A 14,650-nucleotide genomic window follows, 5' to 3' on the forward strand; every position below is an offset into this window, starting at 1 on the left:
TTCTGCTTTCTGATGGCGGTGTCAGGCGTTGTGCAGGGCGGCCCAGACCTTCTGCGGAGAGGCCGGCATGCTGAGCGCGTTGGTGCCGATTGCGTCCGTGATGGCGTTGATCACCGCCGGCGGCGACCCGATCGCACCGGCCTCGCCGCAGCCCTTGATGCCGAGCGGATTGCCCGGGCATGGCGTCGTCTGGTGCGAGATCTGGAACGACGGCAGATCGTCGGCGCGCGGCATGGTGTAGTCCATGTAGCTTGCCGTGATCAGCTGACCGGTCTGCGGATCGTAATGACACCCTTCGAGCAGCGCCTGGCCGATGCCCTGCGCGAGGCCGCCATGGACCTGGCCTTCGACAATCATCGGATTGATGATGTTGCCGAAATCGTCGGCTGCGACGAAGTTCAGGATCTCCGTCTTGCCCGTGTCGGGATCGACTTCGACCTCGCAGATGTAGCAGCCGGCCGGGAAGGTGAAGTTGGACGGGTCGTAGAAGGCGCCTTCCTTCAGGCCGGGCTCCATGCCGGACGGCAGATTGTGCGCCGTGTAGGCCGCAAGCGCCATCTGGAACCAGGGCAGGGTCTTGTCGGTACCGGCCACTTTCAGTTCGCCGTTCTCGATGACGATGTCGCCCTCGTCCGCTTCCATCAAATGGGCCGCGATCTTCTTGGCCTTGGCCTCGACCTTGTCGAGCGCCTTAACGATCGCGCTCATGCCGACGGCGCCGGAGCGCGAGCCGTAGGTGCCCATGCCCATCTGCACCTTGTCGGTATCGCCATGAACGATGTTGACCGAGTCGATGCCGACGCCGAAGCGTTCCGCCACGAGCTGCGCGAAGGTCGTTTCGTGGCCCTGGCCGTGGCTGTGCGAACCGGTCAGGATTTCGATCGTGCCGACCGCGTTGACGCGCACTTCAGCCGACTCCCACAGGCCGACACCGGCGCCGAGCGAACCGACCGCGGCGGACGGCGCGATGCCGCAAGCCTCGATGTAGCAGCTCATGCCGATGCCGCGTTTCTTGCCGCGGCTTTCGGAATGGGCGCGACGTGCGGCGAAACCGTTATAGTCGATTTCCTGCATCGCCGCGTTGAGCGATGCTTCGAAGTCGCCCGTGTCGTAGGTCATGATGACGGGGGTCTGGTGCGGGAAGGAGCGGATGAAGTTCTTGCGGCGTAGCTCGGGAGGCGAGACGCCCAACTGGCGCGCTGCCGTCTCCATCATGCGTTCCATCACGTAGGTCGCTTCCGGGCGACCCGCGCCGCGATACGCATCGACCGGCGTCGTGTTGGTGTAGATCGCCTTCACATTCGCGTGGATCGCGGGGATGTTGTACTGGCCCGACAGCAGCGTCGCGTAGAGATAAGTCGGTGTCGCCGACGAGAAGAGCGACATGTAGGCGCCGAGATTGGCCTTGGTCTCGACCTTGAGGCCGAGAATGTGGTGGTCGGCGTCGAAAGCCATCTCCGCATGGGTCACATGGTCGCGACCATGGGCGTCGGTCAGGAAGGCTTCCGTGCGGTCGCAGTTCCACTTGACCGGAACGCCGGTGCGCTTGGATGCCCAGAGGCAGACGATCTCTTCCGGATAGATGTAGATCTTCGAGCCGAAGCCACCGCCGACATCCGGTGCGATGACGCGCAGCTTGTTTTCCGGTGCGACGTTGTAGAACGCGCTCATGACCAGGCGGGCGACGTGCGGGTTCTGCGACGTCGTCCAGCAGGTGTAATGATCCTCCGCCGCGTCGTAGACGCCAAGTGCGGCGCGCGGCTCCATCGCGTTCGGCACGAGGCGGTTGTTGACGATGTCCATCTTGACGACATGCGCCGCCTTGGAGAATGCGTCGGCGGTCGCCTGTTCGTCGCCGAGCACCCAGTCGAAGATCAGGTTGTTCTTGGCCTCGGGATGGATCTGCGGCGCGCCCTCGGCAAGGGCATCTTCAACGCCGGTCACCACCGGCAGCTCTTCATATTCCACATTGACGAGGTCGGCAGCGTCGCGGGCCTGGGCACGGGTGTCGGCCACGACGATCGCGACGGCATCGCCCACGTAACGGACCGTTTCCTGTGCCAGCGGGCGCCATGCGCCCATGTTCATCGGCGAGCCGTCCTTGGAGTGGACCATCCAGCCGCAGATCAGATTGCCGATCCCGTCTTCCGTCAGTTGCTTGCCGTTGAGGATGCCGATCACGCCCGACATCGCTTCGGCTTCGCTCGTGTCGATGCTGACGATCTTGGCGTGGGCATAGGGCGAACGCACGAAAACGGCGTGCTTCATGCCGGGAACGACCATGTCGTCCGTGTAGCGGCCCTTGCCTGTGATGAAACGCTTGTCTTCCTTGCGCAGAACGCTCGCGCCAATACCTTCGATACCCATCAATTCCTCCTCAATATCCGGGGGCCGGAGACCGGCCTGTTCCTCCGAGAAGACGCCGGCGAAGCTTGGTTAAGGCGCGCCCCAACGGCGCCGCCCAAAGCCTGGCCCGCGCCGCTGATCTTACTCCGCGGCCTGGCGCTGCTCCTGCGCGCCGGCGGCGGCCAGAACTGCTTTCACGATGTTGTGATAGCCGGTGCAGCGGCAGATGTTGCCCTCAAGCTCATGGCGGACGGTCTGCTCGTCGAGGTCCGAGCCATGGCGATTGACGATGTCGATCGAGGCCATGATCATGCCTGGCGTACAGAAGCCGCACTGCAGGCCATGATGCTGCTTGAATGCAGCCTGCATCGGATGCAGTTCACCACCCGTGGCAATGCCTTCGATGGTGACGATGTCGGTGCCCTCGGCCTGTGCTGCAAGGATCGTGCAGGCCTTCACCGCCTGGCCGTTCATGTGGATGGTGCAGGCCCCGCACTGCGTCGTGTCACAACCGACATGCGTGCCTGTGAGGCCGAGATTCTCACGAAGGAAATGAACGAGAAGGGTGCGTCCCTCGACCTCGCCTGAGACCTGACGGCCATTCACCTTCATCGCAACTTTGGTCATTCGGGTTCCTCCCCTTGAACTCGCTGTCATTCGTCGACCGAACGTCAGGCGCCCTCAACATCTATCCTGCAGACGACGCCCCGCAGCGATAGTTTGCGCGGAAGGGATCGTTATGCAAGGTCGACGGCGGACCATGATCGTCGGTGACCTTCTCTTCCTCCCGCACCTTCCGGCTCCTTCAGCCATCGTGCATGAGCGTGGCGAACAATGGCACGGCTTGAAGAAAAGGACATTGTACTTTGGATGGTCCGCCATGCGCGGCGCTACGCTTGATCCACGTGCTATCCTTGGAGAATAGTGGTGGCGGGAAGAGGCGAGAGGCAATGGCTGGATGACCTGCCATATCACGACCTATGCGTGCGGCATCGTTGCCATCCACGGCAGCGGTCTGGGGCTTGATGAATTCGCAGGCACGCTCGCCGTCCAGGCCAAGGTTGCCGGTGCCGAACTCGCTTCGCTCTTTTTCTCCCAAGATGCCATCGATGCGCACCAGATCGCAGCGAACATGGCCGAACACGCGCCAGGTCTGCGCTATGTGGGCTGCTCGACAGCAGGCGAAATCACACCGGACGGTTACGGCGAAGGGTCGATCATCGCCATGCTGTTTCCCTCCGACAAGTTCAGCGCTTCCGCCTGCCTGATCCGCGACATCTCCACCGCCCGCATGGAGAGCGTGGTCAAGGATGTGCGGGAACTGCGTCGAAGCTTCGAGCCGAAGCGGTTCGCCGGCGGGCGCACCTTCGGGGTCGTGCTGATCGATGGGCTGTCGCGCGCCGAAGAGGCGGTGACATCGGCGCTTTACTGGAGCCTCGACGAAATTCCGTTGGTGGGCGGTTCGGCCGGCGACAATCTTCGGTTCGAGAAAACGACGCTCATTCACAACGGCAATGTGGTGTCCGACTGCGCGATCCTGATGCTGGTGCACAGCGCAGTGCCGTTCGATGTCTTCAAGACGGAGAACTTCAATCCGACGAGCCGGAAGCTCGTCGTCACCGCGTCCGATCCGGACACGCGCACCGTCCATGAGATCAATGCCGAGCCGGCTGCTGCGGCCTATGCCCAGGCCATCGGCCTCGATGCGGGGTCGCTGACGCCGATGAGCTTTGCGTCCTATCCTCTCGTCGTGCGGGTCGGCGGAGAGTATTTCTGTCGCTCGATCCAGAAGGCAAACGAAGACGGATCGCTGACGTTCTTCTGTGCGATCGACAACGGGATCGTTCTGACACTCGCCGAGCCCATGGGCATGGTGGAGTCCACGCGGGCAAAACTGCACGACGTGGCGGCGGGGCTCGGCGGGATCGATGTCGTACTCGGCTTCGATTGCGTCCTGCGGCGTCTCGACGCGCAGAACCGGCAAAGTCTCGCCGCGATCTCGTCGCTCTATCGTGAGAACAACATCATCGGATTTGGAACTTACGGCGAGCAATATCGGTCGATGCACCTCAACCAGACATTTACCGGGATCGCCTTCGCGGCGAGCTCGGCGGCATCGGAGTGAAGCGGATGCGCGATACGCTCGGGATCGATGATGTCGAGAAGCTACGCAAGATCAACATGGCCCTCATCGAGCGCGTCGAGCGGTCCATGGATCAGCAGGGCAATGCGTTTTCACTGTTTCAGACCGCGATCGGTCTCGAAGCGCAGGTGCGGCAGCGCACCGATGAGTTGACGAGCGCATTGCGACGGATCGAACAGACCAACCGCGCTCTGAACGCCGCCAAGGAAGCAGCCGAAGCGGCCAATATTTCCAAGACGCGCTTCATTGCGGCTGCAAGCCACGACGTGTTGCAGCCTCTCAATGCCGCGCATTTGTCGATTTCCGCGCTGGCAGACCTGCAAACGAGCGATCAGGGCAAGAAGCTTGCCCGACAGGTCGAGCAATCGCTCGACACCATGAACGAACTTTTGCGCACGCTGCTCGATATCGCCAAGCTCGACAGCGGCGTGATGAAGCCGGACATCGTGAACCTGCCGCTCGACGCGCTGCTCGGCAGCCTGAGCAGCGACTTTCAGCAGATCGCCGCCGCCAAGGGCCTGCATATCCGCTTTCGTCCGACCGATGCGATCGTGCGTTCGGACCGCGGAATGCTGCGTCGGGTGCTGCAGAACATCATTTCCAACGCCATCCACTATACCAGTCGGGGTGGGGTGCTGATCGGTGCCCGCAAGCGCGGGGCATTGTTGCGCATCGACATCGTCGATACCGGCATTGGGATCGCCGAGGACCAATACGAGGCGATCTTCGAGGAGTTCCATCGCGGCACGATGCCGGCAGGCGGTGAACTCGGCGGCACGCCGGGGCTTGGGCTAGGACTGTCGATCGTGCAGCGGATGGTGTCGGCGCTTGGTCACCACATCACCTTCACCTCGCGGCCTGGCCACGGCACGGCGTTTCACCTTTACGTACCGTTTGGCCAGCCCGATCTCGTGCGCGGACAGACCCGCGAGTATGCGCCAAGGCTGCCGATCTCCAACCATCTCTTCGGAGCCAATGTGCTTCTGATCGAGAACGACCGATCGGTCATGGAAGCGATGCTGACCCTTCTGGAAAGCTGGCACTGTTCGGTCAGGATCGCGAGCCACAGCAGCGAGGCGATCGGGCTACTTGCCGATCCGGCGTGGCGGCCGGACATCGTGATCGCCGACCAGCATCTGGACCACGGCGATCTGGGCTCCGTCACCATCGAACACATCCGCTATTATCTTCGCCGGCAGCTTCCGGCTCTCATCGTGACCGCCGACCCGTCGGCCGGCCTCGAAGCGCGCTGCAGGACCCGAGAGATCGAGGTCATGTACAAACCGCTGAAACCAGCCGAGTTCCGAGCCCTGGTCGAGCATCTGCTTGCGGCGGGCAGGGTGGAGTGAGCGTGGTCTGGCGAAAAGAGCTCAGGAATTATCGCGCGCGAACGCGTTCAGGTCGGCGATATCGAGTTTCGTCATCTCGATGACGGCCTGGGTGCGGCTGTACACGTTCAGCTTTCGCAGGATCTCGGAGACATGGGCCTTGATTGTGGTTTCGCCCACGCCGAGTTCGTAGGCGATCTGCTTGTTCAAAAGCCCCTCGCGGAGCATTTGAAGCACGCGCAATTGCTGAGGTGTCAGCGTTGCGACCCTGCTGATCATGGCCTTGCGCCCGCTGTTGTCCACATGATCGCTCGGAGGTTCGTAAAACTCCGGTACGTAGACTGCACCCGCCATCACGCGCTGAACAGCGATGGTCAGTTCCTGTTTGCGTACGGATTTCGGGATGTAACCGGCAGCGCCATAGGACAGCGCTTCAGAAATGATCCGCGAATCCTCGTGACCTGAAATGACCACGACCGGAACACGCGGAAACTTGGAACGGATGGCGAGCAGTCCCTCGAAGCCCGTCACGCCCGGGATGGCCAGGTCGAGCAGGACGAGGTCGAACGTCTTGTGCTCGTTGAGGATCGTCAGCGCGCTTTGGAAATCCGCAGCGTCCACGGTCTGTATTTCCGGCCCCGCCAGAGCAAGAGCGCTGGTGAGTGCTTCTCGGAAGAGCGGATGATCGTCGACAATCAGAAAGCGTGGCATCCAGACCCCTTAAATCGGCTCGACGCATTCGTCACGTATAAAATTGGGACTTTATACTTTGCGGTTCCTGGAACCATTACCTTGCCAAAACTGTTTCGAAGCCCAGTTATCGAATCCGGGCTGGCTGGAATACGTTGCGACTGAACAAATTTTTTGCATCTGCGAAGTAGCCTTCACGGCATGTTACAGTGAAAGCGAAAATGTTGCAGGCGCGGACGCAACCATCCCTCTGAAATCCCATTGTGTTTCCTAAATTACCCGATAACGCTGCTGCCGATTGGTGCGGCGCACAAAAGTCGCGTTCGGAGTGGTGTGATGTCTTTGACTGAGATTTATTGGCGGGCCCTGCGTTACCTTGGGCACCAGCGCACGGGCGTTCTGTTCGTCTGCGCGGCCAATATCGTTCTGGCGGTGGTAACGATTGCCGAGCCCATTCTTTTCGGTCGCGTCATCGATGCCATCGCCGAAAAGCAGGGCATCTTCGCCACGCTTGGCCTTTGGGCCGGTTTCGGCGTCTTCAACATCGTCGCTTTCGTCATCGTCGCCCGCAGCGCCGACCGCCTGGCCCATCAGCGCCGGGTTCAGGTTCTCGGCGATTCCTTCGAACGCGTCATCCGCATGCCGCTCTCTTGGCACCATGAGAAGGGCACGTCGAACGCATTGCATACCATGCTGCGCGCGGTCGACACGCTGTTCGGCCTGTGGCTCGAGTTCATGCGCACGCATTTGACGACGGCGGTCGCGCTCGTCCTCCTGGTGCCGACGGCGCTCGTCATGGATTTGCGCCTCACAATGGTGCTGTTCGTTCTCGGCGCGCTTTATTTCATGATCGGCCGCTTCGTCATGAAGCGCACCAAGGAAGGTCAGGCGGCCGTCGAGCGCTACCATCACGACGTGTTCGGCCATGTGAGCGACTGCATCTCGAACGTTTCCGTGCTGCAGAGCTACAACCGCATGGACAGCGAGGTGCGCCAGCTGCGCATCCACACATCCCGTCTGATCAACGCACAGTTCCCGGTGCTGGACTGGTGGGCTCTCGCCAGCGGCCTGCATCGCATGGCGTCGACGATCTCCATGATCGTCATCCTCTTGATCGGCGCCATGTTGGTGTCTGCAGGCGAATTGCGTGTCGGCGACGTGGTGGCCTTTGTCGGTTTCGCCAATCTCTTGATCGGCCGTCTCGACCAGATCATGCAGTTCGTGAACCAGGTGTTCGAGGCACGCGCCAAGCTCGTCGATTTCTATGCGCTCGAAGATGCCGCTCCCGCGCTGGACGAGGCAGAGCAGGGCCGTGACATCGGTCGCGTCGAAGGTCACGTCCGCTTCGAGAACGTCTCGTTCTCGTTCCCGAATTCCGGCCATGGCATTTTCGATCTGTCGTTCGAGATTCCTGCCGGCAAGACGGTCGCGATCGTCGGACCGACGGGTGCCGGCAAGACGACGCTGATCAACATGCTTCAGCGGGTCAACGATCCGGCAGAAGGTCGCATTCTCATCGACGGCATCGATGTGCGGACGGCAACGCGCCGTTCGCTGCGCGACAACATCGCCACCGTCTTCCAGGATGCCGGGCTGCTAAACCGCTCGATTGAGGAAAACATTCGCCTCGGTCGGTCGGAAGCCGGTGATGACGAGGTTCTGCGTGCTGCACAGGCGGCGGCGGCCGATGGTTTTATCCACGGCAAGGCTCAAGGCTTTGCGACGTTGGTAGGCGAGCGCGGCGGTCAGCTTTCCGGTGGCGAGCGCCAACGTATCGCCATTGCCCGGGCCGTGCTGAAGGATGCGCCGATCCTCGTTCTCGATGAGGCAACAAGCGCGCTCGACGTCGAAACTGAACAGCGCGTCAAGGAAGCGATCGACGAACTGCGGCGCGACCGCACGACGTTCATCATCGCGCACCGCCTTTCGACGGTGAAGGACGCCGACTTCGTGATGTTCCTCGACCAAGGGCGTCTCGTGGAAGCTGGATCGTTCGGTGAACTTGCTGCGTCGAGCGGACGCTTTGCGGCGCTGCTCCGTGCTGGCGGGCTGTTGACCGACGACGAAGTCCGGCGCGTTAGCCACCTGGCGGCTGCCGCTTAAACGACTGTGATTTCGATAATCCAGTTCGTTGCCCGTCGCGTCAGGTGGGCGACAATCCCAATTCCGACCAGCGCTCCAGATAAATCCGGAACCAGGGCGTGATGCTCTCCGGGTTCAGCCGCGCTTCTTTTTGCAGCTCAGCGATTTCCACCCAGCGAACCTTGTCGACTTCCGTCGGATCGAACGGGATAACAGCGTCGGGATCTTCGACAGTGCCTTCGAACACGTGAACCCGCTCGTGCTCCGTCAGCCCTTGACCGACATCGGCCATGTACTCGATCACCGCGCGCGGCTGTAGATCGATTTCCAGGCCGAGCTCTTCCCACAACCGGCGGGTCGCGCAGTCTGAAGGGTCTTCCTGCCAGTCGGGATGGGTGCAGCAGGTGTTCGCCCACTGGCCTGGGCTGTGATATTTGCCGCCGGCGCGCCGCTGGACGAGCAGCCGGTTTCTACTGAAGACGAAAGCCGAGATTGCCAGATGCTTGATGCCGCGCCGATGCGCATCGAGCTTTTCGACAGGGTAGAGCGCGCCATCATCGTCGATCGCAGCGATGATCCGATCGTCCCCACAGCGGGTCGTGACAGGGGAACGCATCAACGGCAACGGCATATGCTCTCCCCTCAGATCATGGCGACTGCGTGTCTTGCTTCAGGCGACAGCGCGCGACAAGGCGCAGTGTGACCAGAGGTCGCTCAACGCATGCAGCATATCGGCCATCGCCCCATCGTCATGCACCGGGGACGGCGTGATGCGCAAGCGCTCCGTCTTCTTCGGGACCGTCGGATAGTTGATCGGCTGAACGTAGATGCCGTAATTGTCGAGCAGCAGGTCCGACAGCCATTTGCACTTTGTCGGATCGCCGACCATCACCGGCACGATGTGGCTTGGGTTCGGCAGATAGGGCACCCCGATGGCATTGAGCCCCTGACGGAACTTCGCCACACGATCCTGGTGGCGCAGGCGCTCGAACTGGCTCTGCTTCAGGTGCTGGATCGAAGCCAACGCACCGGCGGCAAGCGCCGGCGGCAATGCAGTGGTGAAGATGAAGCCGGAGGCGAAGGAGCGCACGAAGTCGCAGAGCGCGGTGGAGGCGGCAATATAGCCACCCATCACGCCGAACGCCTTGCCGAGCGTGCCTTCGATCACCGTCAGGCGGTGCATCAGGCCTTCGCGTTCGGCAATGCCGCCGCCGCGCGGGCCGTAGAGGCCGACGCCGTGCACTTCGTCGAGATAGGTCATGGCGCCGAACTCGTCGGCGACGTCACAGATCTCCTTGATCGGCGCAATGTCGCCATCCATCGAATAGACGCTTTCGAAGGCGATCAGCTTCGGCGCCTTCGGATCGGCAGCTGCGAGCTTGGCGCGCAGATCGGCGACGTCGTTGTGCTTCCAGATGACGCGTGCGGCTTTCGAATGACGAATGCCTTCGATCATGGAGGCATGGTTCAGCGCGTCGGAAAAGACGATGCAGCCGGGGATCTTCGAGGCGAGCGTGCCGAGGGCAGCCCAGTTGGACACATAGCCAGAGGTGAAGAGGAGTGCGGATTCCTTGCCGTGAAGATCGGCGAGCTCCTGCTCCAGGAGCACGTGGTAGTGGTTGGTGCCGGAAATGTTGCGGGTGCCGCCGGCGCCTGCGCCACAGCGGTCGATCGCTTCCTTCATGGCCGCGACCACCTTCGGGTGCTGGCCCATGCCGAGATAGTCGTTCGAGCACCAGACGGTGACGCTCTGCTCGCCATTTTCCGTGAAGCGGGTCGCGTGCGGGAATGATCCATTCCGACGTTCGATGTCGGCAAAAACGCGGTAATTGCCTTCTTTGCGGAGGTCCTCCAATTGGCCTGCAAAGAAACTTTCGAAATCCATCATCGCGTTTTCCTCCCCCTACTCGACATGAACTTTAGCGGGTGCGACGGGCGCTTTCGCGCCAAGTTGTGTCGCCCCGACCCCAGACCGGCTCCAGTTCCAGATCGCGTCCACCGGCAGCGGCAGGACGAGGAACCAATGCTCGACAACGGCAAGAACCAGAAGCGTCAGAAGCAGCGTCAGGCCGGCGATTTGCGCGGCATCACTTGCGTCGATGAGGGCTAGGCCCATCGCTGTGGCGATGACTGTCGAGATGGTGATCGAAACCGGAAAGAAAGCGTTCATCGAACGCTTTCGTAAGAAGCTTTTCAGATAGGCAAGATGCGGCGGCAAAAGGCTTTCGCCAAGATTGCGCACCCCGAAATGCAGGTTGAGCTTGGCGCTGGCGCGCATGCCCCACAGGATCATGAAGGTCCAGAAACCCACCTGGTTTTCCGCACTCCAAGTCAACAAGGCGATGACGATCGCCGCCGCGACGATCAACAGTTCGTGCCAGATGATCGCGCCGATGGCGTGCCCCATATGGGCGAGCCCGCTGCAATGGGCGTGGCAGGGTCGCGTCCGCGTCCCCGTCACGAAGCCCATGAGGAAACTCATCTCGACGAAGGCCCAGATGGCCAGTGCGCTGGTGAAAGCGCCATAGACCGCCGAAACGCCCGCTTGCGTTCCGGTCCAGGCGATACCGACAAGACCCGCAACCAACATCACCGTCGCCCCGGCCATACTGAAACCGTATGTGCGCCGGGGTAGCCCATCCAGGAAAAGGATCGCTCCTGTGGCGAACCACCAGAGGAACAGGGCGTAGGCGATGGGTGCGAGATAAGCGCTCACGGCTTTTTGCTTACCAGACCGGCTGGAGGCGGCTTGCCTCCGGCAGTGCATTTTCCTTCACCGGCAAAGCGTAGAGGCGGACGAAGATCGCCCCGGCGCGTGCAATCAGCATGGCGCGCGAAGCTTTCGCCCTCACGCCCTGTTTGCCGTTGAGGTCGTTCAGCTTGGCGTTGATGACGCTGAGCTTTTCCAGGCCGCGCGCGAATTTCGGATTGTCGATGTCGAGCACCAGCGGAAACACCTGGCGCGTGATCTCGCTCGTCAGGTGGAAGACGCGGTAGTCGTACTCGACCGGATCGATGCCGAGCGCTTTGTGGAATTCCGGGCGTGCCTGATCGCGGACATACATCGTGGCGAATACTGCGAGCAGGAAAAAGCGCACCCAGAGCTTGTTGGTGCCGGCCAGATAATCGGGATTGGCCCGCATCAGCAACGCGAAGGCTTCACCGTGCCGGAACTCGTCGTTGCACCACTTCTCGAACCATTTGAAGATCGGGTGGAAGCGGCGCTCCGGGTGACGCTCGAGGTGCCGGTAGATGGTGATGTAGCGCGCGTAACCGATCTTTTCGGACAGGTAGGTGGCGTAGAAGATGAATTTCGGCCGGAAGAAGGTGTATTTCTTCGCCTTCGTCAGGAAGCCGAGATTGACGCCGATGCCGAATTCCTTGAGCGCATCGTTAATGAACCCGGCGTGGCGGGCCTCGTCGCGGCTCATCAGGCCGAACAGCTTGACGATGTCCGGGTTCTGACCGCGCTTCTTCATCTCCTTGTAGAGCACGCAGCCTGAAAATTCTGCCGTCAGCGAAGAGACGAGAAAATCCACGAACTCGTTGCGGAGACCTTCCGGCAGCGCTTCGAAATCGATCTTGTCCCAGTTCTCGTCGCGCTTGAAATGGCCCTTGTTGGGATCGGCTTCCATTTCGGCGATGAGGGCATCCCACTCGCGGCGCACGGGCTCGACATTGGTGCGGTCGAGCTCCGCGAAATCGGTCGTGTAGAAGCGCGGCGAGAGCATGGTGGTTTCGGTCGCCATGCCCGTCGTGTCGCGCGACTGGAGAGAGAGTGTTTCGATGGTCATAGCCGTTCTCCTGACGAGAAGCTGAATTCCAAGAGTTCCATAAATTCGAAGTCGCCGGTCATGCGCACCCAAAGCTTCTCCGGGGAGGATGCCTTGGTCACCGTTGCCATGCGGTTGAAGATGGCCGTTTCACCATAGGGCACGGCGATCTCCGGGCCGTGGACATGCACGCTGTCGCCTGGCTCGATTTCGATGTCACCGGACAATTCCATGTGCGCGTGTAGGCTTTCGAAAGTGTGGCACACCTCGATGCGGCAGGGCAGGTCGATCCGGGTGCGCGTGAGCGTGAGCTTTTCCATCATCATGGTCGTTCTCCCTGAGAAGTGTTCGGCAGTGCCGCGGCGAGTTTCCGGTCGTCTAGGAAGCGCTCGAAGGCGGCCCGATTCGTCTGGCCGAAGGCATCCAGCGCGACGAGCCGGCCGGTTGCCGGATCGGAGAGGAGCACATGGCCGTCCTGCGTGCGCTCAAGCGCGAAGGGGAGGTCGTCGGAGATGTCGCGGCGTTTGCGCTCGTTGGCAAGCCCGCGCATCGTGGCGCGCAGGAAGCCGCCTTCGCCGGGCTTTACGCGCTGCAGCACATGTCCGGTGCGGGCATCGATCACATCAACAGCGCCATCGCTGCGATCGGCGAACGAGAGCTGTACCGCGGCGACCGTGTGGGCCGGCCGATCGATCGCGCCCAGGCCGAACCCGCCGACCGCAGCAAAGCCGATCGACAACACCATAACCGCGATCATCCAGGCGAGCGGGCTCGCATAGATGCGTTGCTGGCCGGGCTTTGACATGAGGTTGATCGGCGCCATCAGCTTAGCCCCTTGCCGTTGCGGGCTGTGGCGCCTGTTGGGCGGGCCGCTCAACGTTCGAGACGAGTGTGAAGCGCGGCTGAACCTGGCCAGCGTCGGCGGCGAGCGCACGGGCAACGTGCTTGGCCACGACATCCGCATCTGCGACGGCACGCAGCATCGGCTGGGGATCGCGCAGCGACAACGGGCGCACATGCGGCCAGAGGAGGAGCCAGGCGATCCGATCCGGACGCGCGACCTTCAAAGCGATATTGCCTGCGCCGGATTTCGTCAGTGGCCGCACAGCGGCACTCTCGATGCGCGCGAAGGGAATGTTGAGCGTGACGGGAAGCGCGAGGCCCGAGCGGATCAGCAGGCGCTTGCTCGTCAGTGTGTAGATCGTGGTCCGCGCATAGGCATAGCCGAGACCGAGCAGGATGCCGATGCCGGCGAGCGACACTGGCACCATCCAGGCGGAATGGATCAGGGCGGCGGTGACGCCAAGACCATCATAGAGTGCCGTCACGAAGCGCCAGGCAAGCAGAAGCCCGAAGTAGATCGCCACGGCGCGCAGGTGAAAGGCATCCCTTGCAAGCGTGCGCCAGTCCGGCGAGCCCTGCCAGAGAAGCGTCTCGTTCTGGGGCAAGGCTTCGGGCAGTCCAGGGGCGTGGTCGAACGCGAAATCGTCGTGGGAGACAGCGCTCATATCAGTGGCTCCAGACGCTCGGGTATCGCGTAGAGATGGCCTCCCGCGAAATACGCCATGATCTTGTCTTCCTCGAGCAGCGTGATCCGGTCCATTGCTTTGAGACCCGGCACGTCTGCGAATTGGGCAGATGTCAGCGACTTCACGTCGACCTGCGTTTTCTTGATGCGTGCGAGATTGTGCGGAACGAGCACGTGGCGCCCGCCCGTCAGTTCCACCTCGAGATAGCGGACCATATGCTCGGCCCGATCGACCCAGAGATCGGTGACGGTGGCCACCTGCCGACGGTCGACGGCAATCACCGGCAGGCCGCGGGGATCGAAATCGCCCGTCGCGATCATGAAATGGGTGTCGCTCGACCAGGGCACGATGCGCAGGCGGCCATCATGCGTCATGTCTGGGCGATCATCACGCTCCGCCCAGGCGGCCGGGCCGACGCCGTCGATGAGAGGATTTCCCGTTGGCGTCAGAGGCGCGCCGGGCCAGGGCGCCAGTCGGGCTGCGGCGATCGGGCGGTTGTCACGCTTGTTGTTGGGCACGGTGTAGGGGCCGGCACCGTGGGGGCGGAAGAAGGTCTTCGGCTCCGCCATCAACAACTCATTTGGTCGATGGATCTCGCCGGTGGGATCACGCTCGAGCGGATAGCCCTCGCGACGATCTTCGCGACGGATGTAGAAGATGAGGCCGGCGAAGAAGAGCCAGAAGGCGTAAAGCGCCAGCTGAGCGACGTCCATGTAGCCTGTGATTGCGCCGATTTCCATTGCCATGTCCTTCCTCAAT

The 14,650-nt window shown here is 61.8% G+C and carries 14 protein-coding genes; 3 read left to right on the top strand and 11 right to left on the bottom strand.

All coding sequences use genetic code 11. The features are described 5' to 3' along the window. Positions 1-21: 21 nt before the first annotated feature. Both D5400_RS04910 and D5400_RS04915 read right to left on the bottom strand, forming a co-directional pair. Positions 22-2,367: a xanthine dehydrogenase family protein molybdopterin-binding subunit gene (locus D5400_RS04910; RefSeq protein ID WP_126008232.1), complete on the bottom strand. Its 2,346-nt coding sequence runs from the start codon at positions 2,365-2,367 to the stop codon at positions 22-24. Positions 2,368-2,487: 120 nt separating this feature from the next. Next, the gene (locus D5400_RS04915) at positions 2,488-2,973 is read right to left on the bottom strand and encodes a (2Fe-2S)-binding protein (protein ID WP_126008234.1); all 486 of its coding nucleotides are present in this window, start codon (positions 2,971-2,973) and stop codon (positions 2,488-2,490) included. A gap of 331 nt (positions 2,974-3,304) precedes the next feature. On the opposite strand from D5400_RS04915, the gene D5400_RS04920 reads away from it, so the two are divergent. Further along, positions 3,305-4,471 carry an FIST N-terminal domain-containing protein gene (locus tag D5400_RS04920; protein WP_126008237.1) on the top strand — a complete coding sequence of 389 codons (1,167 nt, stop codon included), beginning with the start codon at positions 3,305-3,307 and terminating at the stop codon, positions 4,469-4,471. Positions 4,472-4,476: 5 nt separating this feature from the next. Beyond that, positions 4,477-5,838 (top strand): ATP-binding response regulator, encoded by a 1,362-nt coding sequence (locus D5400_RS04925; protein WP_126008239.1) that lies wholly within the window; start codon positions 4,477-4,479, stop codon positions 5,836-5,838. A gap of 21 nt (positions 5,839-5,859) precedes the next feature. Here D5400_RS04925 and D5400_RS04930 read toward each other — a convergent pair whose 3' ends face one another. After that, positions 5,860-6,528, bottom strand: coding sequence for a response regulator (locus D5400_RS04930; protein WP_126008241.1), 669 nt, complete (start codon positions 6,526-6,528; stop codon positions 5,860-5,862). Positions 6,529-6,843: 315 nt separating this feature from the next. Between D5400_RS04930 and D5400_RS04935 the strand changes: the two genes are divergently transcribed. Beyond that, complete coding sequence (locus tag D5400_RS04935) at positions 6,844-8,610, top strand: glucan ABC transporter ATP-binding protein/ permease (RefSeq protein ID WP_126008243.1); 1,767 nt, start codon at positions 6,844-6,846, stop codon at positions 8,608-8,610. A 40-nt stretch (positions 8,611-8,650) separates the two neighbouring features. Here the strand turns inward: D5400_RS04935 and D5400_RS04940 are convergent, their stop codons facing one another. The 8 genes from D5400_RS04940 to puhA are packed head-to-tail and all read right to left on the bottom strand — an operon-like array spanning position 8,651 to position 14,631. After that, a complete protein-coding gene (locus tag D5400_RS04940; protein WP_245451436.1) occupies positions 8,651-9,220 on the bottom strand; it encodes an isopentenyl-diphosphate Delta-isomerase in 570 nt (189 codons plus the stop codon). Between the two features lie 39 nt (positions 9,221-9,259). After that, positions 9,260-10,474 (bottom strand): 5-aminolevulinate synthase, encoded by a 1,215-nt coding sequence (gene hemA / locus D5400_RS04945; protein WP_126012759.1) that lies wholly within the window; start codon positions 10,472-10,474, stop codon positions 9,260-9,262. Positions 10,475-10,492: 18 nt separating this feature from the next. After that, the gene (gene puhE, locus D5400_RS04950) at positions 10,493-11,305 is read right to left on the bottom strand and encodes a putative photosynthetic complex assembly protein PuhE (protein WP_205665516.1); all 813 of its coding nucleotides are present in this window, start codon (positions 11,303-11,305) and stop codon (positions 10,493-10,495) included. Positions 11,306-11,315: 10 nt separating this feature from the next. After that, positions 11,316-12,383 (bottom strand): magnesium-protoporphyrin IX monomethyl ester (oxidative) cyclase, encoded by a 1,068-nt coding sequence (acsF, locus tag D5400_RS04955; RefSeq protein ID WP_126008248.1) that lies wholly within the window; start codon positions 12,381-12,383, stop codon positions 11,316-11,318. Then, complete coding sequence (locus tag D5400_RS04960; RefSeq protein WP_342635458.1) at positions 12,380-12,688, bottom strand: hypothetical protein; 309 nt, start codon at positions 12,686-12,688, stop codon at positions 12,380-12,382. The genes acsF and D5400_RS04960 overlap by 4 nt, the downstream gene beginning before the upstream one ends. Beyond that, positions 12,685-13,185: a photosynthetic complex assembly protein PuhC gene (puhC, locus tag D5400_RS04965; protein ID WP_164527801.1), complete on the bottom strand. Its 501-nt coding sequence runs from the start codon at positions 13,183-13,185 to the stop codon at positions 12,685-12,687. Before puhC ends, D5400_RS04960 begins: the two co-directional genes overlap by 4 nt. Positions 13,186-13,189: 4 nt before the next feature. Beyond that, positions 13,190-13,870, bottom strand: a complete 681-nt coding sequence (gene puhB, locus D5400_RS04970; RefSeq protein WP_126008252.1) for a photosynthetic complex putative assembly protein PuhB — start codon at positions 13,868-13,870, stop codon at positions 13,190-13,192. Beyond that, positions 13,867-14,631, bottom strand: coding sequence for a photosynthetic reaction center subunit H (puhA, locus tag D5400_RS04975; protein ID WP_126008254.1), 765 nt, complete (start codon positions 14,629-14,631; stop codon positions 13,867-13,869). Before puhA ends, puhB begins: the two co-directional genes overlap by 4 nt. Positions 14,632-14,650 lie beyond the last annotated feature (19 nt).

Source organism: Georhizobium profundi, assembly GCF_003952725.1.
GTDB classification, from domain to species: Bacteria; Pseudomonadota; Alphaproteobacteria; order Rhizobiales; family Rhizobiaceae; genus Georhizobium; species Georhizobium profundi.

What these genes read in the sequence shown, in the direction of transcription:
- D5400_RS04935 (WP_126008243.1), top strand. Translation starts at nt 6,844, where the DNA reads ATGTCTTTGACTGAGATTTATTGGCGGGCCCTGCGTTACCTTGGGCAC.
- acsF (WP_126008248.1), bottom strand. Translation starts at nt 12,383, where the DNA reads ATGACCATCGAAACACTCTCTCTCCAGTCGCGCGACACGACGGGCATG.
- D5400_RS04915 (WP_126008234.1), bottom strand. Translation starts at nt 2,973, where the DNA reads ATGACCAAAGTTGCGATGAAGGTGAATGGCCGTCAGGTCTCAGGCGAG.
- D5400_RS04930 (WP_126008241.1), bottom strand. Translation starts at nt 6,528, where the DNA reads ATGCCACGCTTTCTGATTGTCGACGATCATCCGCTCTTCCGAGAAGCA.
- hemA (WP_126012759.1), bottom strand. Translation starts at nt 10,474, where the DNA reads ATGGATTTCGAAAGTTTCTTTGCAGGCCAATTGGAGGACCTCCGCAAA.
- D5400_RS04960 (WP_342635458.1), bottom strand. Translation starts at nt 12,688, where the DNA reads ATGATGATGGAAAAGCTCACGCTCACGCGCACCCGGATCGACCTGCCC.
- D5400_RS04920 (WP_126008237.1), top strand. Translation starts at nt 3,305, where the DNA reads ATGACCTGCCATATCACGACCTATGCGTGCGGCATCGTTGCCATCCAC.
- puhC (WP_164527801.1), bottom strand. Translation starts at nt 13,185, where the DNA reads ATGGCGCCGATCAACCTCATGTCAAAGCCCGGCCAGCAACGCATCTAT.
- puhB (WP_126008252.1), bottom strand. Translation starts at nt 13,870, where the DNA reads ATGAGCGCTGTCTCCCACGACGATTTCGCGTTCGACCACGCCCCTGGA.
- D5400_RS04925 (WP_126008239.1), top strand. Translation starts at nt 4,477, where the DNA reads ATGCGCGATACGCTCGGGATCGATGATGTCGAGAAGCTACGCAAGATC.
- D5400_RS04910 (WP_126008232.1), bottom strand. Translation starts at nt 2,367, where the DNA reads ATGGGTATCGAAGGTATTGGCGCGAGCGTTCTGCGCAAGGAAGACAAG.
- puhA (WP_126008254.1), bottom strand. Translation starts at nt 14,631, where the DNA reads ATGGAAATCGGCGCAATCACAGGCTACATGGACGTCGCTCAGCTGGCG.
- D5400_RS04940 (WP_245451436.1), bottom strand. Translation starts at nt 9,220, where the DNA reads ATGCCGTTGCCGTTGATGCGTTCCCCTGTCACGACCCGCTGTGGGGAC.